Origin of the sequence: Aeromonas sp. 604443 (assembly GCF_049170315.1) — a bacterium.
Classification (GTDB): domain Bacteria; phylum Pseudomonadota; class Gammaproteobacteria; order Enterobacterales; family Aeromonadaceae; genus Aeromonas; species Aeromonas veronii_A.
This window is the reverse complement of record NZ_JAAKMI010000001.1, coordinates 198,346-223,490: the sequence shown is the minus strand read 5'-3', so window position 1 is coordinate 223,490 and position 25,145 is coordinate 198,346. Positions and strand designations below refer to the sequence as shown.

The 25,145-nt window shown below is 59.1% G+C and carries 15 protein-coding genes; 5 read left to right on the top strand and 10 right to left on the bottom strand.

Features of this window, described 5'->3' with window-relative positions; translation table 11 throughout:
* Positions 1 to 119: 119 nt before the first annotated feature.
* The 6 genes from G5380_RS00925 to G5380_RS00900 form a co-directional block, all read right to left on the bottom strand.
* Positions 120 to 2,861 (bottom strand): hypothetical protein, encoded by a 2,742-nt coding sequence (locus G5380_RS00925; RefSeq protein WP_421352216.1) that lies wholly within the window; start codon positions 2,859 to 2,861, stop codon positions 120 to 122.
* 297 nt (positions 2,862 to 3,158) lie between these two features.
* A complete protein-coding gene (locus G5380_RS00920; protein ID WP_005337011.1) occupies positions 3,159 to 3,431 on the bottom strand; it encodes a hypothetical protein in 273 nt (90 codons plus the stop codon).
* Positions 3,432 to 3,809: 378 nt separating this feature from the next.
* Positions 3,810 to 5,399: a glutamine-hydrolyzing GMP synthase gene (guaA, locus tag G5380_RS00915; protein ID WP_421297074.1), complete on the bottom strand. Its 1,590-nt coding sequence runs from the start codon at positions 5,397 to 5,399 to the stop codon at positions 3,810 to 3,812.
* 84 nt (positions 5,400 to 5,483) lie between these two features.
* The gene (gene guaB, locus G5380_RS00910; protein WP_041207517.1) at positions 5,484 to 6,947 is read right to left on the bottom strand and encodes an IMP dehydrogenase; all 1,464 of its coding nucleotides are present in this window, start codon (positions 6,945 to 6,947) and stop codon (positions 5,484 to 5,486) included.
* Between the two features lie 264 nt (positions 6,948 to 7,211).
* Positions 7,212 to 7,835, bottom strand: coding sequence for a YitT family protein (locus G5380_RS00905; protein WP_100654792.1), 624 nt, complete (start codon positions 7,833 to 7,835; stop codon positions 7,212 to 7,214).
* Between the two features lie 622 nt (positions 7,836 to 8,457).
* The gene (locus tag G5380_RS00900; RefSeq protein WP_421352215.1) at positions 8,458 to 11,664 is read right to left on the bottom strand and encodes an alpha-amylase family glycosyl hydrolase; all 3,207 of its coding nucleotides are present in this window, start codon (positions 11,662 to 11,664) and stop codon (positions 8,458 to 8,460) included.
* Between the two features lie 329 nt (positions 11,665 to 11,993).
* Between G5380_RS00900 and xseA the strand changes: the two genes are divergently transcribed.
* On the top strand, positions 11,994 to 13,367 hold the full coding sequence (gene xseA / locus G5380_RS00895) for an exodeoxyribonuclease VII large subunit (RefSeq protein ID WP_421352377.1): 1,374 nt from the start codon (positions 11,994 to 11,996) through the stop codon (positions 13,365 to 13,367).
* Between the two features lie 116 nt (positions 13,368 to 13,483).
* Here the strand turns inward: xseA and G5380_RS00890 are convergent, their stop codons facing one another.
* Entirely contained in the window at positions 13,484 to 14,203 is a 720-nt protein-coding gene (locus G5380_RS00890) for a GntR family transcriptional regulator (protein WP_115523204.1), read from the bottom strand.
* 247 nt (positions 14,204 to 14,450) lie between these two features.
* On the opposite strand from G5380_RS00890, the gene mngA reads away from it, so the two are divergent.
* Entirely contained in the window at positions 14,451 to 16,409 is a 1,959-nt protein-coding gene (gene mngA, locus G5380_RS00885; protein WP_421352214.1) for a PTS 2-O-a-mannosyl-D-glycerate transporter subunit IIABC, read from the top strand.
* A gap of 86 nt (positions 16,410 to 16,495) precedes the next feature.
* A complete protein-coding gene (mngB, locus tag G5380_RS00880; RefSeq protein ID WP_421352213.1) occupies positions 16,496 to 19,150 on the top strand; it encodes a mannosylglycerate hydrolase in 2,655 nt (884 codons plus the stop codon).
* Positions 19,151 to 19,319: 169 nt separating this feature from the next.
* On the opposite strand, the gene G5380_RS00875 is transcribed toward mngB, so the two are convergent.
* The gene (locus G5380_RS00875; RefSeq protein ID WP_040066371.1) at positions 19,320 to 20,309 is read right to left on the bottom strand and encodes a D-alanine--D-alanine ligase; all 990 of its coding nucleotides are present in this window, start codon (positions 20,307 to 20,309) and stop codon (positions 19,320 to 19,322) included.
* A 204-nt stretch (positions 20,310 to 20,513) separates the two neighbouring features.
* Positions 20,514 to 21,122 (bottom strand): 2OG-Fe(II) oxygenase, encoded by a 609-nt coding sequence (locus G5380_RS00870; RefSeq protein ID WP_040066372.1) that lies wholly within the window; start codon positions 21,120 to 21,122, stop codon positions 20,514 to 20,516.
* 338 nt (positions 21,123 to 21,460) lie between these two features.
* Between G5380_RS00870 and G5380_RS00865 the strand changes: the two genes are divergently transcribed.
* Both G5380_RS00865 and G5380_RS00860 read left to right on the top strand, forming a co-directional pair.
* A complete protein-coding gene (locus tag G5380_RS00865) occupies positions 21,461 to 21,937 on the top strand; it encodes a glutathione peroxidase (protein ID WP_040066373.1) in 477 nt (158 codons plus the stop codon).
* A 161-nt stretch (positions 21,938 to 22,098) separates the two neighbouring features.
* A complete protein-coding gene (locus tag G5380_RS00860) occupies positions 22,099 to 23,499 on the top strand; it encodes a DEAD/DEAH box helicase (RefSeq protein WP_266133891.1) in 1,401 nt (466 codons plus the stop codon).
* A gap of 98 nt (positions 23,500 to 23,597) precedes the next feature.
* Here G5380_RS00860 and hutW read toward each other — a convergent pair whose 3' ends face one another.
* A complete protein-coding gene (hutW, locus tag G5380_RS00855; RefSeq protein ID WP_421221530.1) occupies positions 23,598 to 24,959 on the bottom strand; it encodes a heme anaerobic degradation radical SAM methyltransferase ChuW/HutW in 1,362 nt (453 codons plus the stop codon).
* Positions 24,960 to 25,145 lie beyond the last annotated feature (186 nt).

Here is a 25,145-nt window from a genome sequence, read left to right as displayed (position 1 = left end):
ACCAAACCGTGTCGAGTTTGAGGATGTTGTGCACACTGATCAAGTAATACCTTTGCAAGAGCTGGGTCGATACGGTCAACTTCTTCGATAAAACCCTCAAAAACTGACAAGTTTTTATATCATGCAGGCTGTATCTCAAGATACTCAACAAGTTTCAGCCAAGCAGAATATAAATCATGCCCCCCCTTGGCCAAACCTCTCCCGAATGCTGTACGGTAAGGCATGTAGTCATTAGAAAATAGGTTAGGCCCCAGTTCATCTAAATTATGACTTGAGACTGCAAACTCCTCACCCAATTGGAATGCCTTGGTTGTAAGTCGCTTTTCGGCTGCCTGATACTTGTTATGATCGTTGTGATCAAAATCGGTATCCAGCGTCCAAGGGCCATGTACTCTGCTGAGCACATACATCATGATTGTCGGAAGCAAATCATGTGGTTCCAGAGCTTTCTCAAGTGCAACAAGGCTGTCTGGTATGGGCTCTACATTATTTACATTCATTTTCTTTGTGTGATTGAAATAGATCGTAGAGCGGACAGCTTTCCAACCATCCCCCCAAGGATGGTGTTCATGTAATTTTCGAGCTGCATCAATCAGTATTTCCCTCATCACTTGCTGGTTCCACATCCCTCGAAATGTATTAGCCATGATCTGTCGTGCAGGGACTTCAAGAGCAGGATCACCTGAAGTGCCCAATTGTACAGCTTCATCGATAAAAGCGCGGCGCCACTGCACAAGCTCATCATGATTAGGGTGAAGTCCATAGTCTCTCGGTCGAGCACCAAACGCATTACTTCCAAAGCCAGTCCAGCGATCCTCTAGGGCTGTCGAAAGCATCTTGAAACCCAATGATTTACGTCTAGGAACATCAGATGAAAAACATTCATTCATAATGGCAATGCGTTGTTCTAAAGTAGCGTGTGTTCCGGATAGATATGCTTGGAAGAAATTCGTTATCTGCCTTGTCAGCGAGTTGTTACCATCGCTCTCCTTCTCATAATCGGCCAGATGAATAAGAATCCTAATACAGCGTTCGAATGCACTAGGCTCATATGCCAATAATTGCAGAAGATTAATCATGGTTGAAGTGCATATATTCTTACTCGTTGCATCTTCTTGAATGTAAAACGGGGTCAACACCGTTTCAATCCTATCTAGCAGAGCTTCAGGCGCAACTGGCGCGATATAATTAAGCATTCTTTCCGATATATCGCTTAATTCTGTTAACCGTCCTAACAACCCGTCAGGCTGAAGCCAACATTCAACAATTTCTTTGGCCACGGGATGATCGTGCAACAGCCCTAACCTGTGCGCGAAAGACATCAGTAAGCGTTGACGACCGGTGGCTTCAAAGGTCGCCCTGAGTTGATCAACTGGAATGCTATTAAGTGCCAATGCAGCCAGCCTATTGGCAACGGCATGAGGCAAAATGGCCCGCCAATGGGCCCTCTTTTGTACGATATGGCGATCTGACAACTTGCTTGTTGCTCGGAACAACTGGCTTACGGAATACCCCGAGATAGAACCCAATACCCCCAGTTCGCTTTGTCCTTCCTCAGCCGTTGAGACCGAAAATGAATAGACTAGAGACAATATTTCAGCCTGCTCCCGTAGACCATCATCCGGATTGTTTCGCTGTTCAAACAAACGGTTAAATAACTGTGCATCTGAAAGCTGGGCCAGACTTTCACCTTCCTCAACTCTCTCTGCAATAGCCAGAGAAACCCGCGCATTACCATCAGCAAACTCCGCTATTCGGCGGGCGTTATTTCGACCGATATTGGGAAAACGACGTAGAACAAGCTGTTCGGCAACCTCAGGCCCCACCGCTTCAATCTGGATGACCTCTGTGGTCTGAGGCTTGTCATCTCTAATGTCATACTCAACGGTAATAAGACTGATCGTACCTTTGGCCGCTACTTTACTGGCTAGAAGAGTGTGCAATTCAGAAGGACAATTATCGAGGATCATAATGGCCCGCCGTCCCTCAGCGATCAGTCTATCCAACATTGCCGTTGCAGAGGGCTCCGGGTTTTCACCGGTATCAACATAAACTGCGATAGTCCGATCGAGCGCATCTGCTCCGACGGATTCATCGAAAAGAGCCTGTACAATTCGGGTCTTCCCAACACCGGATAATCCCGTAATGCGAACCGCTTTATTGGTTGAGCGAATCAGCTCACGCATTGGCCCGATAGCATCCTGAATGGCTAGCTTTTGCCCTTTTCCTGATGGCAGAGTAATTGTCACCCCTGGTGCTGAAATCAAGGTATCTTCTGACCCCTGAGGTGGATTGCTCCAAGCCCCATATGGCTGCCACCCAGAATATCCCTGACCAAGTATTTTTTTGGCCCAGAGCATGACTGACGGGTGCTGCCGCAGCCATTGCACCAGTTTCGAGCGGTCATAAAAATCCAAGTGAATATTGGATCGGTTAGGAGCATCCGCTACCGCATACTGCATTGCTTGCAGGCGATCCTCTTTCATAAGGGGAGAACAATCATCACCCAAGCTGACGATGATATAGCTCCCTCCCTTTGCCGCTTGACCCGTGATAGTCGATGATAATGCACCATCAATAGTCATTTCTGAGGTTATCGCGGCCCTCGGCATTGGATGCTTTTTGGCTTGAAAAATCGTATCATGTCTTTCAATAAAGCCAGTGCACATTTGCTCGACCGGTACTTTGACGTGCACATCGATACCGCCATCGGGAGCATTTATAGAGCCTGACCAGTGTACATAAGCAGGGCTATGACCATCGGCGGCAATTTCCGCCTCGGCAAGGCGCGCTATTAACTCTTCAAGCTGGGTATCAGAGAGCCGGAGTAAGTCGTCTTTCTCAATATCAAAAATCGCCACGATGCCCTCTGATGCTTCCGAGTTAGAAGGCCACTATGTTATTCATATATAAATCAATTATCTACTTGTACAGAAAATGGTGTGACCTATATCGGGAGGTGATTGCATTTCGAACAAAAATATCTACCCACGTCAACAATCGTATGAGTTTCATTTCTCCACTGTTTCGTTGTCCGAACAAAATTTACGTGCAAACTCCAGCAATAAGAAAGACGCCCTAAGGCGTCTTTCTTATTACAGGATTTGGAGCAAACAGGTTGGAAGCTATTACCCTCCCCGTCTTGCCCCGCAACACAATCAGATCGGGGTAATGGAGGTGATATGGGCATCCCCGTCCAGTGATTTGAAGATCTGCACCACGGCTTCGCCATGGATCGGTTTGGCAAGCGGCACAGTGCTCTTGCACTTGAAGCGGTAGTTGGTGCCAGCCACCACTTGAGTGGAGACTTCAAAGGGTACGTACTGCACCCCGACAAATCCTTTCAGCGCCTGATCAAATACCGCCTGATCCTCGGCGGTCAGCTTGTGATATGCGGTCCATCCACCCACCAACACTGCTTGTTCTGACATATCAAACTCTCCGTGCTCTATGATCCCGACGCGTTTGGCCGATCGGGCTGCGCCCCGTTGATTCAAGTGGTTTCCGGTCTCCACCGGGGTGTCATCACTGCCGGTTGGCGCGATGACGATGGGCCCGTTTGCGCAGCTATCTGCAACTGGATAAGCCCTCCCCCCAGCCACAAGCCGCTGTTGACAGCGGGCTCAATTGGCATGAGAGAGCCTAGTGCGGGATGGCAAAAATGCCCCTGTCACATATGACAGGGGCAAGGTGGCGAAAAAGCTGCTCGAAAAAGAAGATGTGTGGCGCAAACGATTGAGAAAAGAAAAGACGCCTCAAGGGCGTCTTTTTGCATTTTTATGCTTGAAGGGCAGAAGGGCGCGAGCCACTTATTCCCATTCGATGGTTGCAGGCGGCTTGCCGGAGACGTCGTACACCACGCGGGAGATACCGTTGATCTCGTTGATGATGCGGTTCGATACGTGACCGAGGAAGTCGTACGGCAGGTGAGCCCAGTGGGCGGTCATAAAGTCGATGGTTTCGACGGCGCGCAGGGCAATGACCCAGTCATATTTACGACCATCGCCCATGACGCCAACGGAGCGCACCGGTAGGAACACAGCGAACGCCTGGCTGACCTGGTTGTAGAGGTCAGCTTTACGCAGCTCTTCGATAAAGACCGCATCGGCGCGGCGCAGAATATCGCAGTACTCTTTCTTCACTTCGCCAAGGACGCGCACGCCCAGACCCGGACCCGGGAAGGGGTGACGGTAGAGCATGTCGTAGGGCAGACCCAGTTCGAGGCCAACGCGGCGCACTTCGTCTTTGAACAGCTCGCGCAGCGGCTCGACCAGACCCATTTTCATCTCTTCCGGCAGGCCGCCGACGTTGTGGTGAGACTTGATGACGTGGGCCTTGCCGGTCTTGCTGGCAGCGGATTCGATAACGTCCGGATAGATGGTGCCTTGTGCCAGCCACTTGGCGTTTTTCAGCTTTTTCGCTTCGTCGTCGAACACTTCGACGAAGACGCGGCCGATGATCTTGCGCTTGGCTTCCGGCTCGTCAACACCGGCCAGGGCAGAGAGGAAGCGCTCTTCCGCTTCAACCTTGATGATGTTCAGACCAAAGTGATCGCCAAACATCTCCATCACCTGGGTGCCTTCGTTCAGGCGCAGCAGGCCGTTGTCCACGAAGACACAGGTCAGGCGATCGCCGATGGCGCGGTGCACCAGCATGGCAACCACGGAGGAGTCGACACCACCGGAGAGGCCGAGGATCACTTCATCGTCACCCACCTGCTCGCGGATGCGGGCGACGGCGTCGTCGATGATGGTGGCCGGGGTCCAGAGGCATTCGCAGCCGCAGATATCTTTGACGAAGTGCTCCAGCATGCGGGCACCCTGACGGGTGTGGGTCACTTCCGGGTGGAACTGCACGCCGTAGAAGCGCTTGGCCTCACACGCCATGGCCGCGTGCGGGCAGGTCGGGGTCTTGGCGATGGTGGTGAAGTCGGCCGGAATGGTGGTGACCTTGTCACCGTGGCTCATCCAGACATCCAGCAGGGCATTGCCGTTGTCGGCGATGGCATCTTCGATGTTGCGCAGCAGCGCACTACTCTTGCCAGCTTCGCCCAGCACTTCCACCTTGGCGTAACCGAATTCACGCTCGGTGGAGGATTGCACCTTGCCACCCAGCTGCTCGGCCATGGTCTGCATGCCGTAGCAGATACCGAACACAGGGACACCGGCGTTGAACACATACTCGGGGGCGCGCGGGCTGCCCGCTTCGGTGACGGACTCGGGGCCGCCGGAGAGGATGATGCCGCTCGGATTGAATTCGCGGATCTGCTCTTCGGTTACATCCCAGGCCCACAGTTCGCAGTAAACGCCGATTTCGCGCACGCGGCGGGCGATCAGCTGGGTGTACTGGGAACCGAAGTCGAGGATAAGGATACGGTGCTGGTGAATGTCTTTAGTCATTTTATTCCTGCATCAGGCTGATGTTGTCACAAAGGGCACGGGATAAAAAAAGGGTGGAAAAACGGGGCGCAGGGCCCCGTTTTATCAGCCCATCCGATAGTTGGGGGCTTCTTTGGTAATGGTCACATCGTGGACGTGGGACTCTTTCATCCCGGCGCCGGAGATGCGCACGAACTCAGCTTTGGTGCGCATGTCGTCGATGGTGGCGCTGCCGGTCAGGCCCATGGAGGAGCGCAGGCCGCCCATCTGCTGGTGGATGATCTCTTTGAGGCGACCCTTGTACGGCACGCGGCCTTCGATGCCTTCCGGCACCAGCTTGTCGGCGGCGTTGTCGGTCTGGAAGTAGCGGTCGCTGGAGCCTTTGGACATGGCGCCCAGGGAACCCATACCACGGTAGGATTTGAAGGAGCGACCCTGATAGAGCTCGATCTCGCCCGGCGCTTCTTCAGTACCGGCGAACATGGAGCCGACCATGACGCAGCTGGCGCCCGCGGCGATGGCCTTGGCGATGTCGCCGGAGAAGCGGATGCCGCCGTCGGCGATAACCGGTACACCGGTGCCTTCCAGCGCATCAACGGCGTCGGAGATGGCAGTGATCTGGGGCACGCCTACGCCGGTCACGATACGGGTAGTACAGATGGAGCCCGGGCCGATACCGACTTTGACGGCATTGACGCCAGCAGCAACCAGTGCCTTGGCGCCAGCGGCGGTCGCGACGTTGCCACCGATGATCTGCAGATCCGGATAGGCTTCGCGGGTGGCTTTGATGCGATCCAGCACCCCCTGGGAGTGGCCGTGGGAGGAGTCGATCAGCAGCACGTCAACACCGGCTTCCACCAGCGCAGCGACGCGCTCTTCGTTACCGGCACCGGCACCAACCGCAGCACCGACCCGTAGACGACCCTTGTCATCTTTACAGGCGTGCGGCTTGCGCTCGGCTTTCTGGAAATCTTTAACGGTGATCATGCCCTTGAGTTTGAAGTCGGCGTTCACCACCAGCACTTTTTCGATACGGTGCTTTTGCATCAGGGCAACCACCTCTTCACGAGGGGCCCCTTCACGCACGGTGACCAGACGATCTTTCTGGGTCATGATCTGTTCAACGGTCTGGGAGAGGTCAATCACGAAGCGCACGTCACGGCCGGTGATGATACCGACCAGCTGATTGCCGTCAGTCACCACGGGGTAACCGGCGAAGCCATTCTTGTGGCTCAGCTCCTTGATTTGGGCGATGGTCATGTCAGGGCGCACGGTGACGGGGTCAGTGACCACGCCGCTCTCGTACTTCTTGACCTTGCGCACTTCGGCAGCCTGCTGCTCGATGGACATGTTCTTGTGGATAAAGCCGATACCGCCTTCCTGGGCCAGTGCGATAGCCAGACGGGCTTCGGTCACTGTGTCCATTGCAGCGGAGATCATCGGGATGTTCAAGCTGATGGCGGAGGTCAGCTTGGTACGCAGATCGGCAGTATTGGGAAGAACTTCGGAGTGGGCGGGAACCAACAGTACATCGTCGAAGGTTAACGCTTCTTTGGCAATCCTGAGCATGGCAATATCTCACCGTTGAGGAAGTGGGGGTGTAAAATATTGCCGACGAAGTTTACTCACGCATTGGTCACTGGTAAAGAAGTTTTTTGAATTTTTTATGGCATAGCCCTCTTTTAGGCGGCCAACGGCGCAAAAAACTAATAAATTCAGCTGTAATCATGCCTTTTTTCACGACAAGATGATCTTTTTTGTCGTTGAGCCCCTTTCTCCCTCCAACCTCCCGGAACAGCATTTTCAATGATCCAATTATGTGCAGCCGGGTGTTCAGTTTCCCTGATAGCGACCTGGCTTGTGCCAATTCATCAGCATGGCGTTCATCGCCAGCGCACTCAGGGTGGACCAGAGCAGCAAGGGCAGTGGCAAGGTGAGCAGGGAGAGTGCAAACACCAGCACATCAAGCACCATCTGGCTCTTTCCCGCGTTGATGCCAACGCGCCGTTGCAGCCAGAGCGTTACCACCCCGGTGCCACCTACGGAGGCATTGTGGCGCGCCAGAGACAACACCCCCATGCCGAGAAAGGTCCCCCCTACCAAGGCGGCAAACAGTGGGTGGACATAGCTCACCGTCAGCAGCAGCGGTACCGCCTGGGTGGCCGCCGAGAGGGTAACGTTGACGATCAGCGTCTTGATGGTAAAGGCGCGCCCCATGGTGAAGTAACAAAACACCATGAAGGGCATGTTGACCATGAAGAACAGAACCCCGATGGGCAAACTGCTGACATGGGCGAGCAGCAGGGCGATGCCCGCGATGCCACCGGTGATCATGCCGGAACACTTGAGCAGGTTGAGACCGACCGCGATAAACATGACCCCGAGCACCATGCCATAAACATCGTCCTTGAGGGTGTGGGCCAGGGCTTTGGTCGCCGGCACGGGCGACATGGTCATTTCACTCTCCATATGACTCCTCTCCATGTTTGCTGTGACATCAGGGCACCAGTCACTGGGCCGAAGGGGTCGGCATACTCGGGCGCCCTGGCCATTTCCCCTGCCGGTCCCCCTGCCGACATCACAAGACTCAGCAAAAAAAGCGCCAATCAACACAAGCATCCAGGATAGACTGAAAAATCAAATTTAAATTCCGACATTCTGCCTATGACAGGAGCAACACACCCATTCATGGGACAAACATCAGGCTGCATCAGCATGTTTGACCAGCCACACTGAAGGCAGCTCGCCATCTCCCCTTTTAAAGCCCGTTATTAAGTGGATCATGTTGATATAGTGCCACATAGCAGCATGAATCATACTCGTCACAGGAGGGGCATAGGGTGGATACAGCATATTTCTCCAAGGTGGGTTCCTGCTGCCAATGTCGATGATGCGCACCACTTTGGGGCGAAAGCACCATAACAGAGCAAGCCACCCTCGGATGCCGCTTGCTCCCAAGCGATGTCGACGCTACTGCTTATTGCCTTCCCCGTCTGGTCCATCTCCCTCGATCCCTTGATATGCGGCATAAAAAAGTCGGCCCCAAGGCCGACTCGCTGCACACTGTGACAGGCTTTCCTTATTTGAGATATTTACCGTCAACGCCCACCTTGCCCGGGCCGTTCAGTACCCAGACCCGTGCCGAATAGGCGGGCACCGCAAAGCTCAGACTGCCGTTGCTGACGTTCTGACTCGCGCCGGTCACCGCATCCGTATAGGTGCCGTTCTTCAGGCCACTCAGGTTTATTTGCTGGGCCGAACTGGCCGCGAGGCCCACGGCAGCGTAGCTGCCTTGAGCGCTCAGGTCACGCACGAAGCTGATGCCGCTGCCCCACTCGTTCACCTGGCTCATGGGCGCCTTCTGCAGGGCTGGCACCGCCTTGCGGATCTGGTTCAGGCGCTTGATGTGCTGGTAGAGCGGGTGGCTCGGAGTGGCCGGGTTGTCCAGCACCTCCCCGTAGTAGGCACGACCAGTCTGATCCACCGTCATGGTGGCCCCGTCGATATCCTGAGGCTTGCCCGCCTGGAACATCACCTCCTCCCCGTAGTAGAGGGTCGGGATGCCCCGTGCCGTCCAGAGCAGGTTGTAGGTCATGGCCGCATTGCCCTCTTCCCCGCCGTAGCGGTACTTGAAGTCGTTGTCCGGCCCCACGTCATGGTTCTGGAAGAAGGTGATGAGCTTGGTGGCATCCCCATAGACCCAGTCCATGGCAAAGATCCCGCCCACCCCGCCAAAGCTCCCCCGGGTGACGTTGTCACGGAAGGTGGAGAAGAGGGAGAAGTCCAGCACAGAGAGGCCGGAATCGCCCCCTGCCCGGGGATCCGCCGGGTTCGGCGTGGTGCGGGTATACCACCAGGGACGGATCACCGCCGAGGCATTGTCGTTGGCCAGCTCAGAGCCCCAGCCGGTGCCCTTGACCAGGTTCTCGCCAAAGACGAACAACCCCGGCTTGTGGGCCTGCCAGTCGTGGACATAGGTCAGCAGCTCGTCCCGCTCGATGTGCTTCAAGGTATCGATGCGAATGGCGTCAACCCCCATGTCGAGGTACTGGCGGATGGCGCCGTTGAGGTAGTCCTTGACGTTCTGGTTGCCGGTGGCGAGATCGATGCAATCCCCCGCCATGTGTTTGCGCTGCAGGGCGAGCGGGCTCTCCCAGTCACCGCCTGACATGAAACCGTCCAGGTGATACCAGGCGGGATCCAGGGTCTGGGCGTCGATGCCGAAGAAGCGGTTGGGGTTGTAGCCAGCACTCGGCACGGTGGCGCCTGTCTTGGGGTCCACCAGAGGCTGGGTGCCCGCCGGATCGGACTGGCAGCGGGCCTTGTACCAGTCGGGAGCCACCGGGTTGTCGTCGTCACAGCGGTTGGCGCTAGCGTAGTCCCCGAGGTTGCCCTGATAGGGGCCGTTGTTGATGAGCCCCTGGCTCGACCCCGCCGGTACGTAGTATTTGACGGGCAGGCGATCGATCCAGGTCTTGCCGCGCAGGCCGTACTGGCTCGAGTGGTTGAGCACCACATCCTGGATCACCTTGAGCCCCTTGGCGTGGGCCGCCTGGATGAACTCCCGGTAACCCGCCCCCGGCGACTCCAGACGGGGATCGACCCGGTAGAAGTCGTAGGCGTGGTAGCCGTGGTAGTCTAGGCCGGAGCGGTTCTCCACCGGTGGCGTCACCCAGATGGCGGTGAAGCCGAGATCCTTGATGTAGTCGAGCTTGGCGATCAAGCCCTTGAAGTCGCCGCGCCAATGGGGATCCCCCGCCTTGTAGCGATCCCGGTTATGGTAGTTGTTGCTGGCATCGCCATCATAGAAGCGGGCGGTCAGCAGGAAGTAGATGCTCTCGGCACGAAAATCGCCGCTCGCCATCCCCTGCTCGCCGATACGGTACTCGAAGCGCTGCTCGCGCTGATTGCCGCTGGCGTCAATGGCAAGGGTGCGGATCACCAGATCGGTGCCGCTCCCCTTGTCGCTCGCCACCAGGGGCTGGCCTGCATAGCGGGCCGACGCTATGGTGGGCTGGCTGCCGTCCGTGGTGAAATGCACGGCGGGAGCGCTGTCCTGATCGTCGCTCACCCCCAGGGTGATGGACTGGTTGTCCAGATAACTCCCCGGGGCCGGGGTGACCGTCACCGTGGGGGCCTGCAGATCGGCCCCGGCCAGCGTCTCCACCTCGATGGCCTTGCGAAGGCTGTCAAAGCAGATGCGATAGCGGGTGTTGGCGCTGACCAGGTAATCCTGGGCCGGATACGCCTCGGTCCAATCCCCCTTGTGATCAATCTTGAAGCGGGGGTTGTTGCTGCCAAAGGCCTGCTCGGTGCAGAAGGTGGTGCCATCCTCGCTGGTCATGGGGGTGAGTCCCCAGTTGTTGGTCGTGCCCCGGAAGTACCAGCTGTCGCTGCTCTGTCCTGCCCCGACCACCACGCTCACGCTGCTGCTGCCCTTGGCGCCCTGATCGTCGGTGACCGTGAGGCCATAGGTGAAGGTGCCGGTCTGGGTGGTGCTGACGACGATGCTCTCCGTGGTCTCGCCGCTGCTCCACAGATAGCTCGTGATCTGGCCGTCGGGATCCGTAGAGTCGCTGCCGCTCAAGGTCAGTGACGCTCCCTGGGTCACATTCACCGTGCCCCCCGGGGTGATGACCGCGAGCGGCGGCTGGTTGTCATCCCCAAGGGGGGTGATGCTGTAGACCAGGGTCTGGTCGTTGACCTGGATGCGCACCGTACCCACGGCGCTCCAGAAGATGTCGCCGCCACTTTTCTCAAGCACGCCGTCGCCGTTGCTGTCGCCAAAGTTGACGGCCCAGTCGCCAGCCTGATCAAACTTGAGGCGCTGGCTCGCCTTGCCATCCATGTAGGCTTCCACCTGCCACAGGTGATCCCCTACCAGAGTCATGGGGAGGCTGGCCCAGCCGTTGAAGGTGCCGCGTACGTTGAGCTGCGGCAAGGTGCTGGCAAACCCCGAGGCCTCGCAACTGGCCACCGCCGTCGCGCTCACCGCCTGAGTGCTGGCGTTGATGCGGATCTGGTACGCCGTGTTGGCATTGACCCCGTAGTCGGCCGCCGGGTAGCTCTGCTGCCAGTTGCCGTACCTGTCTATCTTAAAGCGCGGGCCGCCGCTGGCATCCCCGCTCACGAAGCGCTGGCAGGTATCAAAATTGACGCCGTCCGTCGACGTCATTGCGGTCGCCGCCCATCCATTCGCGGTGCCCCGGAAGAACCACTCCGCCGCCGACGTCGGCGCCGTGATCAGGGTTCCCAACAATCCGGCCGCGAGTATCCATCTAGCCATTGATAGTCCTTTATTTTCATTGTTTTGTGTGTGATGCCGGTGTGCCCCGGCATTCCCCCATCCGCAACGTCCCGCCTTCGGATGAGCCCGATCAGTCTAGAGTTCCCCATAACCAATTCATGGCGAATGCGCGCAAAATGTGACCACCATCGACTTCGCTATTGGCTGTATGTGATTGATAGCGCTTTCATTTCCATGCAACACCGATTTGCAGGGAGGAGTGACCAACCTGATCCATTGACTCGGCGGACGAGGTGAAGTGGGGTAAGATGGCGACATTGTTTCTCTCCTCCGCCTTCGCTGGCGAGGAACCGTGCGCAGGAACCGCCTTGAACTATCGCAACGAATCCGGCCAAAACAGGCAACAGCAGGTCTTTACCGTCACCCGCCTCAACAGCGCCGTGCGCATGATCCTGGAGCAGGATCTGGGGCTGGTGTGGCTGACCGGCGAGCTCTCCAATCTGGCGATGCCAAGCTCCGGCCACTGGTATTTCTCGCTCAAGGACATGTCGGCGCAGGTGCGCTGCGCCATGTTCAAGGGCAACAACCGGCGGGTGGCGTTTCGCCCGCAGGATGGCATGCAGGTGCTGGTGCAGGCGCGGGTCTCCCTCTATGAGCCGCGCGGCGACTACCAGCTGATCATCGAATCAATGCAGCCGGCAGGCGACGGCGTGCTGGCGCTGCGCTTTGAAGAGCTCAAGCGCCGCCTCGGCGCCGAAGGGTTGTTTGACGAGAGTCGCAAGCGGCCGCTGCCCCGCGAACCGCGGGCGGTGGGCCTTATCACCTCCGCCACCGGCGCGGCTTTGCACGATATGCTCACCGTGCTCAAGCGGCGTGCGCCGGATCTGCCGGTCTTTATCTACCCGACTCAGGTACAAGGCAGCGCTGCCATCAGCCAGATCGTCGCGGCGATCGCCAAAGCGAACCAGCGCGCCGAGGTGGATGTACTGATCGTTGGCCGTGGTGGCGGGTCGCTTGAAGATCTCTGGTGCTTTAACGAAGAGGCGGTGGCGCGTGCCATTGCCCACTCAGCCATCCCTGTGGTGAGCGCGGTGGGCCACGAGGTGGATGTCACCATCAGCGACTTTGCCGCCGACTTGCGTGCCCCTACCCCGTCGGCTGCCGCCGAGCTGGTTGCGCCGGATCAGAGCGCCCGTGCCCAGCGTCTGGTTCACCTCAAGCAGCGGCTGCTGCAGGCGATGAGCCGCCAGCAGACCGCCGCCCGCCACGATTTCATCCTGCTGCAAAAGCGGCTCGACCATCAGGATCCGAAGCGGCGGCTGGAGCAGCAATCCCAGCGCCTCGACGAACTATCCACCCGTTTGCAACAGCTATTACGCCAGCGGCTGCATCAGGGTGAGCGACGCCTCACCAATCTAGAACTGCGCCTGCAGGGCAAGAGTCCGGAGCGCCTCTTGGCAGCTGGCAAGCGCCGCCACCAGCTGGCCGAGGAGCGGCTCTATGCCCTGATTGCCAAACGCCAGGATCTGGCGAGCCACCGCCTCGCCATGCTCACCGCCCGCCTCGACGGGGTGAGCCCGCTCGCTACTCTGGGTCGCGGCTACTCCATCACCCGCACTGCGCGTGGTGAGGTCATCAGCCGCGCCGATCAGGTCAACCGTGGCGACCAGCTCATCACCACACTGGCGCAAGGGAGCCTGCAGGTACGGGTCGAGGAAGTTATCAAAGACGCCGAGCAGTAGATCGGCCGCATCAAACCACCCGCCAATCTGCTATTCAGCCCGGCAATCAGCCAAAAACAAAGGCCACCACCGCAAACACGGTGGTGGCCTTTTTAATCTCGGGTGCTTGCGCCTGCTCACCCCTTGGCGCGGCGAGCGACCAGGGTGAACTTGTAATCATCGCTCTTGAAGAAGTTGCGACTGAACTCGAACACAGTGCCATCTTGCAAGAAGCCACGGGAGACCTTCTCGATAATGGGCTTGGCGGGGTCGATACCGAGCGCCTCCACCACCTGCTCCGAGGGGAGCACCGGAATGATCTCCTGCTCGCTGCGGTCAATCACCAGCTGCTTGACCTCTTCGATGTAGTGGTACTTGGAGCCCTGCATCACCGCATAGCTGAGATCGGGGAAGAGAGCGAGCGGCATCCAGGTCTCCTCCAGCGTTACCGCGATCTGGCGAATAAAGCGCACTCGCTTGACGTAATAGACCAGCGCCCCTTCCAGCAGATTGAGCCGCTCGGCCAGCTCGCTGCTCGCCTTGATCACCTCGAAGGCGAGAATGTCGCTGTGGGTCTCGGCCGCCGGATCGGTCACCTTCTCATAGAGGCTGGTGAGCTGATAGATGTCGTAGTTCACCTTCTCCTGCCGCACATAGCTGCCGCTGCCCTGAATGCTCTCGATGACGTTGAGTTCGGTCAGCTGCTTGAGGGCCTGACGCACCGTCACCCGGCTCACCCCGAACTGCTCGCGCAGCTCGGCTTCGGTGGGCAGGGCATCGCCGGGGGCCAGCTCCCCTTGCGCAATCCACTGCTGGATGGTGTCGGCTATCTGGCGATACATGGGTTTTTTCGACACGAAAGGCCACCTCGTCGGCTCTGCGCCATGATAAATGGAAGAGGCGTCATTCTACCCCAGTTACCCGGCAGACAAAACGGCTCGGCCTCATTTGACCTAACAAATCACCTTGAACTGACAATACAAAAACAATACAAATAAGAAATTGTATGATACCACTCACAAAAATCAGTCGGCCGGTTTGTTAGCATCGCTGTCACTTTCACCATGACGGCTTGCTGGCAAGCCAACCTGACAGAGGATCATCATGAATCTGACCAGTCTTACCGGCCCCCATCTCATCACGCTGCAAACCCGGTTTGCCGATCGGGATGCGGCCATTCATGCCCTGGCTGATCGGCTCGATCAGGCCGGCAAGCTGCACGACAAGGCCGCCTTTCTGGCTGCGGTCATGGCCCGCGAGGCGCAGGGCCCCACCGCCCTTGGCGAAGGGCTTGCGGTACCCCACGGCAAGTGCGATGCGGTGCGTGAAGCAGCCTTTGCCGTCGCGACCCTGAGCGAGGAGCTGGGCTGGGAGGGGATCGACGGCCCCGAGCCGGTCAACCTGATCTTCATGCTGGCGATCCCGACCGATCAGGCGGGCTCCACCCACATGCAACTGCTCACCACCCTCACCACTGCCCTGGTGGATGACGATACCCGCGAGGCGGTGCTGGCGGCTCAAAGTGCCGAGCAACTGATGGTACTGCTTGATGGTGAGGGGGATAGTGGCAAGCAACCAGAAAAAGAAGATAAATCAAATACAAATCAACCTACAGTGGTCTGTGTCACCGCCTGCCCGGCGGGGATCGCCCACACCTATATGGCTGCCGAGTATCTGGAAAAGGCGGGGCGCAAGCTGGGCATTCGGGTACTGGTCGAAAAGCAGGGTGCCAACGGCATCGAGGATCGCCTGCCGCAAGAATCACTCGATGCTGCGGTGGCCTGCATCTTCGCCGCCGAGGTGGCCATCAAGGAGCAGGAGCGTTTTGCCGGTATCCCCCGGATCGAGACGCCGGTGGCCGAGCCCATCCGCCATGCCGAGCGGATCCTCAATGATGCGCTGGAAGCGGCCAAGGCCGGTCGCACCGCACCGACGCCCAACCCCAACCCCAACCCCAACCAGAGCGACGCGCCAACCGGCAAGAAGGTGGGCCTCAAGACCGAGCTCAAGCAGGCGCTGCTGAGCGGTATCTCCTTTGCCGTGCCGCTGATCGTGGCGGGCGGTACCGTGCTCGCCGTCTCTGTGCTGCTGGCCCAGATCTTCGGCCTGCAACATCTGTTTGATACCGAGAACTCTTGGCTCTGGATGTATCGCAAGCTGGGCGGCGGCATGCTGGGCACCCTGATGGTGCCGGTGCTGGCGGCCTATACCGCCTATTCGCTGGCAGACAAACCGGCGCTGGGCCCGGGCTTTGCGGCGGGACTGGCCGCCAACATGATTGGCTCCGGTTTCCTCGGTGGCGTGGTCGGTGGCCTGATCGCCGGTTACCTGATGCGCTGGGTCAAGCAGCATGTGCGCCTCAGCCCCAACTTCAACGGCTTTCTCACCTTTTACCTCTATCCGGTGATCGGCACCCTGGTGGCGGGCAGCCTGATGCTGTTTGTCATCGGCCAGCCGGTAGCCTGGCTCAACAACAGCCTCACCGAGTGGCTCAACGGCCTCTCCGGCACCAACGCGCTGGTACTGGGCGCCCTGCTCGGCTTTATGTGCTCGTTTGACCTGGGTGGTCCGGTCAACAAGGCGGCCTACGCCTTCTGCCTCGGCGCCATGGCCAACGGGGTCTACGGCCCCTACGCCATCTTCGGCGCAGTCAAGATGGTCTCGGCCTTTACCGTCACCGCCTCCACCCTGCTGGCGCCGCGCCTGTTCCAGACCTTCGAGATCGAGACCGGCAAGTCCACCTGGCTACTGGGGCTGGCGGGGATCACCGAGGGCGCCATTCCGATGGCCATCGAAGATCCAATCCGGGTGATCGGCTCCTTCCTCGCAGGCTCGGTGGTCACTGGCGCCATGGTGGGTGCCATGGGGATTGGTCTCTCCACCCCGGGTGCCGGCATCTTCTCCCTCTTTCTGCTCCACGATGGCGGCCACGGTGCCCTGATGGCTGCCGCCGTCTGGCTCGGTGCAGCGCTGGTGGGCACCCTTATCTCCACTGTGGTGCTGATCGGCTGGCGCCGTCACGCCATGCAGCGCGGCACCTATCAGGTGGTCGCCGCAGAGTAAGGCTCATCTTCACCACCGTTTTTTCAACAGACTATTTTTCCGCACGGCAGGCAAGGGCCGCCGTGCGTCAGCAAAGGATCATTGTCATGACAGTTTCACGAGTTCACATCACGCCACACATGCACTGGGATCGGGAGTGGTACTTCACCACCGAGGAGTCCCGCATCCTGCTGGTCAATAACATGGCGGAGATCCTGGCGCGGCTTGAATCCGACCCCGACTACAAGTTCTATGTGCTGGACGGCCAGACCGCGGTGCTGGAGGATTACTTCGCCATCCAGCCCGAGAACAAGGCCCGGGTGAAGGCGCTGGTGGAAGCGGGCAAGCTCATCATCGGCCCCTGGTACACCCAGACCGACACCATGCAGGTGAGCGGCGAGTCCATCCTGCGCAACCTGCTCTACGGGATGCGCGACTGCCTCAGCCTTGGCGAGCCGATGAAGATCGGTTACCTGCCCGACTCGTTCGGCATGTCCTCCCAGCTACCCCACATCTTCAACGGCTTCGGGATTGACCGTGCCATGTTCTGGCGCGGCTGCTCCGAGCGTCACGGCACCGACAAGACCGAGTTCCTCTGGCAGAGCAACGATGGCAGCGAGGTGACCGCCCAGGTGCTGCCGCTCGGCTACGCCATCGGCAAGTACCTGCCGGAAGATGAAGCGGGCCTGCGCAAGCGGCTCGAATCCTACTTTGAGGTGCTGGAGAAGGCCTCGGTGACCAAGGATATCCTGCTGCCCAACGGCCACGACCAGATGCCGCTGCAACAGAACATCTTCGCCATTATCGACAAGCTGCGGGAGATCTACCCCCAGCGTGAATTCCACATGAGCCGCTTCGAGCAGGTCTTCGAGCGCATTGAGGCGTGCCGCGACCAACTGGCCACCCTCAAAGGGGAGTTCAACGACGGCAAATACATGCGGGTACATCGCACCATCTCCTCCACCCGGATGGACATCAAGCTGGCCCACGCCGCCATCGAGAACAAGATCGTCAACATCCTCGAGCCGCTGGCGAGCATCGCCTGGGCGCTCGGCTTCGAGTACCACCACGGGCTGCTTGAGAAGATGTGGAAGGAGATCATGAAGAACCACGCCCACGACAGCATCGGCTGCTGCTGCAGCGACAAGGTGCATCAGGAGGTGATGACCCGCTTCATTCTGGCCGACGACATGGCCGAGAACCTGATCCGCTTCTACATGCGCAAGATTGTCGACAACATGCCGGTGGCGCTGTGCGAAGACGGCGTGCAGGTAGCCGACAAGCTCTGCCTGTTCAACCTGATGCCCTTCCCCCGTCAGGAGGTGATCAACACCAGCATCCGCATTCGTGCCCAATCCTTTGCCCTGCGCGATGAAGCGGGCCAGCCGGTCCCCTACTTCATCCGCGCCAAGCGCGAGATTGACCCGGGACTGGTGGACAGGCAGATCGTGCACTACGGCAACTACGACCCCTTTATGGAGTACGACATCCAGCTCTGCCATCCGCTGCCTGCCATGGGCTACTGCACTCTCCATATCGAAGGCAATCAGCCGGGAGTGGAGCAACCGGTGACGGCCAGCGGCGAGCTGCTGGAGAACGATTTTTACCGCATCGCCCTCAACGACAACGGCACCTTGCAGATCCTGGACAAGCTGCGCGGCACCACCTTTGATCAGGTGCTCACGCTGGAAGAGGGCTCCGATGATGGTGACGAGTATGACTACTCACCATCGCGGGACGAGTGGCTGCGCTACTCCACCGAGTTTGCGGTGACTCGCGAGGTCACCCATCAGGCGTGGCAGAGCATCGCTACGCTCAAACTGCGTATGGCCTTGCCTGCCAACCTCGCCGAGCGTGCCAACCGCCAGTGCAGCGGCCACCTCGATGTCATCTGCCGCATTACGCTGGCGCACCAGAGCCCGCGTATCGATATCGAGCTGGAGCTCGACAATCAGGCCGATGATCATCGGGTGCGAGTGCTGATCCCCACCCGCTTCCCGAGCGACACCGTGGTCTCTGACAACCAGTTTGGCTGCATCACCCGCCCCACCCGCGACAGCGCCATGGCGAACTGGGAAACGGAAGGGTGGAAAGAGGCGCCCATTCCGGTCTGGCAGCTGATGAACTTCGTCGCCCTGCAAGATGGCAAGCAGGGACTGGCGGTGCTGAGCGACGGTCTGCGCGAGTTTGAAGTGATCGGTGAGCAGTGCGACACCCTGGCACTCACCCTGCTGCGCGGGGTCGGCGTACTCGGTAAAGAGGAGCTGCTGCTGCGCCCGGGTCGCCCCTCCGGCATCAAGCTGCCCACCCCGGACTCCCAGGTGCGTGGCAAACTCAGCTGCCGTTTCAGCCTGCTGGCGTTTGCCGGCGATCACATCAGCGCCAACGTGATGCAGGCGGCGCGCCGCTACCTCACCCCGGTTCGCTGCTACAACAAGATCCCGTTCGATGCCATGAAGCTCAACAAGGCGAGCTTCACCACCCCGCTCCACTTCAGTCTGCTCTCCATGGATCCCTCCGGTCCGGTGCTGAGTGCCCTGAAGAAAGCCGAGGATGAAGAGGCGCTGGTGATCCGGGTCTACAACCCGAGCGAACAGGCGGTGCAGGAGGGTGGCAAAGTGACCAGCCAGCACACCTTGAGCGACTGGCAAGCGGTGCGGATGGACGAGCAGCCCCTGCCCCTTGAGCTGGCTGCTGGCGAGTTTGGCGAGCTGGCGCCCTGCCACTCCCGCAGCGTGCGCTTTCGGGTGGCTCGCGACTAACCGCCGGTAACACCCACAGCTAGCAACAGGCGGGGAAGAGTCATCCCCTCCCCGCCTGCTTATCCCTTCAAGCTGGCCTGCCACGCTTGATAACGGCATAAAAAAATCCCCGCCAATTGGCGGGGATTTTTATTGGGCCCTGCTTCATCCCGCGAGCGGGAGCGCGCACTTAGCTGGCCTTGCGCAGGATCTGCTCAAGGTAGTCGGCGAAGCGGTGACCGTGATGCTCCAGCAGTTTCGGGAACATGGAGATGGAGGTCATGCCCGGGAAGGTGTTGATTTCATTCAGCAGGATCTCCCCCTCCTCGGTCAGGAAGAAGTCGATGCGCGAGAGATGGGTCAGTTTCAGCTGACGGAACGCCTTGAGGGCATACTCGTGGATCGCATCGGCCTGCGCCTCGGTCAGCCCCTCGGCACGCAGTGCCGTCTCGGTATGGCTGGCGCTGCTGTACTTCTCTTCATAGGTGTAGAACTTGTCCTGCGGCACGCAGATCTCGCCCGGATAAGTCGCCACCAGCTCGTCACCGTACTGGTAAACCGCTACTTCCAGCTCGCGCGGCTTGACCGCTTTCTCGATCAGTACCTGTTCGGAGTAACCGAAGGCATCGGCAATACCTTTTACCAGATCCGCTTCGTTGCTAGCGGAGTAGCAGCCAACGGAAGAGCCCTGGGAAGCGGCCTTGATAAAGACCTTGCCCCACTTGGCCAGCGCGGCTTTGGCCTCGGCGAGCGCCGCCTCATTTTGCTCGGTCAGGAACAGGTACGGGGTGTTGGGAATACCGATAGCGGAGAGCCACAGCTTGGTGCTGATCTTGTTGAAGCAGATCTTGCTCGCCTCGGCATCGCAACCGAGATAAGGCAATCCGGCCAGCTCGAGGAAGGATTGCAGATCGCCGGTCTCACCCGGGTAGCCGTGGATGCAGGGCACCACGTAATCCACCGGACGGGCCACGCTGTCAAACGAAAGCAGCTTGTCGAGCCCCAGCTTGCACTCGCGGCCATCGGCACTGAGCCAGCGATCGGCGAACATCTCGACGCGGGTCACTTCGACACCGGGCAGAAGGCCCAGTTGTTGCTCGAGGAAATTGGCGCTGCGCAGAGAAACCTCGTGCTCTGAGCCACCGCCGCCGCACAGCAGCAAGACATGCATGTTCTTCATTAGATGTGATCCCTTGGGAAAAGCGGCCTCGTCATGACCATTTGATAAGCCAACCACCATAAAAACCGGACGAAGCCAGATACGAACATAAGTGCGCGCCAGTGTAGCAAGGGAGATCAACCCTTGTCAGCTGATGGGAGACCCATGACCCCACTTCTTGCAGTGAAAAGTCTCCCCTGTGTCAAAATCGGGACACATTGCCCCTCAGCGCGGGGGATCGACCCTTCCCATGCCGTTGCCATTGACCCGAAACCAGCCGGCAATACTGTAGCGCTCGCGATTGGCAGGCAGTACCTCGTGGGGAAACTCCTCGGAGAGAAACATGACCAGCCGCCCCCCCTTGGGGCTGACATCCATCAGAAACTGCTCCTTGTCGTCATACATGCGCAGCACTCCACCCGCTTCGGGCAGCCAGTCGTTGTTGAGGTAAAACACGGTGGTAAGACGGCGGTTGGAGCGACCGGCAAAGGCATCCCGATGGGTGGCGTAAAAATCCCCGCTGCGATAGCGGGCGAAGTGGGCCTCGTAGTCGAACAATCCCAGCATCAGCATCCGGTTGGCGGCAAGACGCAGGGACTCCATCCGGGCGAGGTAGTCAGCCACCGGCGCACCGAGGGAGGGCTCCAGCCAGTGGATCTGGTCACGGCGAATGTCGGGATTGCCCTGGTGCAGGGCGTCACGGCCGATCCCGGCCGGTTGCCATTCGCTTGGCAAACAGGCTTTGAGGGCATCCACCTCGGTGGCGGTCAAAAAATCATCCACTATCACCCATCCCCGGGTGTAAATGGCATCCATGGCAGCTTGATAGTCCAAGATTGGCTCACAATGAGTAGAAAGAGGGCGCTTTGTAGCGACTTACCGGCAAAGTCACAAACCGGTTTGCTTCTCTTGAGAAGTCCCAACATCAATACGCGAGTTGCTGCCCGCCGCCCCGCGTTTTTGTCGACAGTTGTGATCCCGCTCTGCCAAGGAGCGTATTGGCTGTCGAAACTGTGATGGCCCTTGCAATCAAGGGGACGGATCCTTGCTCTCACCTTGCCGTTAAAAGAGCCAACCGATACCGTAGCCACATCACCATCATGTCGTTAGGCCGGCGCTCATCGCCACAACCGACCTGACACCCCACGGATAACCACGAGAAGGATCTGCTTATGCCTCTGCCCGACCTTATTTTGCAACAACTGGATGGAAGCCCCTACCCGCTGACTCAACTGGCGGGCAAGGTGGTACTGGTGGTCAATGTGGCTAGCCGATGTGGCTTTACTCCTCAATACGAGGGGCTGGAAGCCCTCTATCGCGAGCTGGGGCCAGAGGGGTTGGTGATCCTGGGCTTCCCCTGCAACCAGTTTGGCAATCAGGAGCCGGGGGATGCGGACGAGATCGCTCGCTTCTGCTCTCTCGATTATCCGGTCAGCTTCCCCATCATGGCCAAGTGCGATGTCAACGGTGAACAGGCCCACCCCCTCTATCAATGGCTCAAGAAAGAGAAACCGGGGCTGCTGGGGCTCGAAAACGTCAAGTGGAACTTCACCAAGTTCCTGATCGACCGTGATGGCAAGGTGGTTGACCGCTTTGCTCCCACCACCAAGCCGGAGAGTCTGGTCACCCCCATCCGCGACCTGCTCTGATTGCTTTTCGCGATACAAAAGAGCGGCCGGTACAACAGCTACTGCGCAGCGGCCGCTCTTTTGCTATATTACGGCCCCACTATCTTTTCCATATCGTGGCTGGCTCCAACGCGCTGGCCACCCGTTGAGCCAAAGGCTCATCTCAGGAGTTTCTCTCGAACATGTCATTCAACGAACTGGGTCTGTCCCCGCACATCCTGCGGGCCGTCAAGGAGCTGGGTTACGAACAGCCAACCCCCATCCAGCAGCAAGCCATTCCGGCTATTCTGGCTGGTCAGGATGTGCTCGGCGGTGCACAGACAGGCACAGGCAAAACGGCCGGTTTCACCCTGCCGATGTTGCAGCGTCTGCTGGCCAACCATGGCCGCGGCCGACGTCAGGTGCGCGCCCTGGTGCTCACCCCGACCCGCGAACTGGCGGCACAGGTGGGCGAGAGCATCATAAAGTATGCCCACCACCTGCCGTTCAAGACTCTGATCGCCTATGGCGGTGTCAGCATCAAGCCCAATCTGGACGCCATCAAGCTGGGGGTGGACATTTTGGTCGCCACCCCGGGCCGTCTGCTGGATCTGCTGACCCAGGGCGCCCTGACCCTGAGCCAACTGGAAGTGTTGGTACTGGATGAAGCGGATCGCATGCTCGACATGGGCTTTATCGTCGACATCCGCCGCATCATGAAGGCGCTGCCTGCAGAGCGGCAAACCCTGCTCTTCTCTGCCACCTTCTCAAACGACATCAAGGCGCTGGCCGATGACCTGCTGAACGACCCCACCCTGATCGAGGTGGACCCCAGCAATACTGCCGCGGAGCAGGTGACCCAACGCATCATTCAGGTGGATCGGGAACGCCGCCGCGAGCTGCTCTCCCACATGATTGGCCGTGGCAACTGGCAGCGGGTGCTGGTCTTTGTTCGCACCAAGCAGATCGCCGACCGCCTCGCCCAGCAGATGCAAAAAGATGGCCTCAATACCGTGGCGATCCACGGTGACAAGAGCCAGGGAGCACGCAACCGGGCGCTGGCCGATTTTCGCAGTGGCGACGTTCGGGTATTGGTGGCAACCGATATCGCCGCCCGCGGTCTGGATATCGATCAACTGCCCTACGTGATCAACTTCGAACTGCCCCAGATGGCGGAGGATTACATCCACCGTATCGGCCGTACCGGCCGCGCCGGTCGTGGCGGCGAGGCAATCTCGCTGGTCAGCCAGGACGAGCTGGGTCAGCTCAAGGCTATCGAAGCCTTGATCGGCCAATCCCTGACCGTGGAGATCCTGGAAGGGTATGAGCCAAGCGGCAAGCCGAGTCGCCAGACTCTGCCGGGCAGCAAGCCGGTGCAGAACCCGCCCCGGGCTCGCGGCCATGCCAACGCCAAGAGCAATGCCAAAGGCAAACCTGCCGCAGGCAAGGGCAAAGCCAAGGATGATGCCTCCAAGAAGCCCGCCCAGTCTCCTCAAAACAAGTCCCGCAAGCGGGAAGTGGTGGGCGAGGATATCGGCTTTGCGCCAATGCGCCGCTTGCCCAAAGCAATGCGCGACAGCTATCAGGAGAGCAGCGACGAGTAAGCTCGCGCGACGCTAACTGCCAAGCCAAAAGAGGGAGCCTGCAAGGCTCCCTCTTTCGTTGTGGATCACACGGAGCCGTGCAAATGCTCCACTCGGGCTCAGACCAGCGAATGGCGCACCGCGGCGGTACCATGGCTGGGCGGCGCTGAACCATCGAGCGGATTGAGCTGCAGGAACTCGAACAAGCCAGCCTGCATATTGACGTTCCAGAAGCGTCCGGCAAGGGTGAGTTGCAGTCGCTCATGGCTTATCTCGGCCAAGCCATGCTGCTGCCAGGCCGAGAAGAGCGGCATCAGATGAGCACGCAAGGAGACCGGCAGACGATCCAGCGCCAGCACGCCACTGTCGAGGGCACCGCGCAGCAGACCGTCCATCCTTGCATTGGGATTGCGCCCCATCACCATCCCGGGCGCCCGCTTGCCACTGGCCAGCGCGTCGTGCCAGGGGGCCAGATCCCGTCCATACATCAAGCCGTGGCCAAGAATGCTGCCCCCCGCACCGGCGCCAAAGGGGAGGATCTCCGCACCGCGCTTGGCCATCTGGTTATAACGACTCTGCTCGGCCGGACTGCGCCGCCAGTGACTGCAAGAGAGACGCTCCCAGCCGTGGGCTTCCAGTTGCGCCCCGCCATAGGCATACATGGCCGCCCGCTGCTGGCCATCGGCGAGCCAATCCAGGGTGCCCTTCTCCTGCGCCCGCTCCAGATTGGTGCCCTGCATGGCGATGAGCTGATAGAGATCGACCCCGTGTACACCGCTCGCCATCACATCGCGGATATCCTGCTGCCACACGGCATCATCCTGACCGGGCAGACCAAAGATGAGATCCGCCACGATCACAGCCGCATCATCCCGGGTCAGCTCACCCAGACGGGTCAGCAGCGTCTCCCTGTCATCGAAACGGGCCGCCTGCTGACGCACCCGGGTATCAAAGCTCTGCACCCCGAATGAGAAGCGGTTGAAGCCCCCGGCCAGCGCCACCTGCCATTTCTCATCATCAAAGCCGTTGAGCCGCCCCTCCAGCGTCACCTCGGCATCGGCCGACAACGGAAAACGGCGGATCACGGCGGCCAGCATGGCCAGCTCGTCGGCGCTCATGTCGGTCGGCGTACCGCCCCCCACATAGACGGCTGAAAATGGCAGGCTCTGCGCCAGCGGGGTGTCAGCCGCCTGCGCAAGGGAGGCGCACAGAGCGTTGACATAGCGGTTGATCCGCGCCGGGTTGGCGCCATTTTCAAAGAAATTGCAGAAGCTGCAGCGCTTGCGGCAAAACGGAATATGGATGTAGAGGGCGCGCTCCTCAGCTTCACTCTCTCGCTGCCACCAGCTCTGCCAGCCAGCCTCATCCAGCGGGAAGGGGCGCATCCCTCCCCGACTGGCGTGGGCCGAGGTCTTGGCGCTAAAGGCAAACTTGAGGGGATCCGGCGAGGAGATACCGGTCATGGAAGGGGTCAGATTCATGGTGGTCACTATTTAGTAAATAATGACAATGATAACGATTATCGTTACTGGCATTTTGTTCTGGATCAACCCGCAGAGCCGTGCAGCTCGTCGAAGTCATTTTGGCAACCAGCATTACCGATCTGCTTAACAGATTATTTACTAAAGAGCGGTTATGGTGTGCCGATAGAGAACCATCATTCTTGC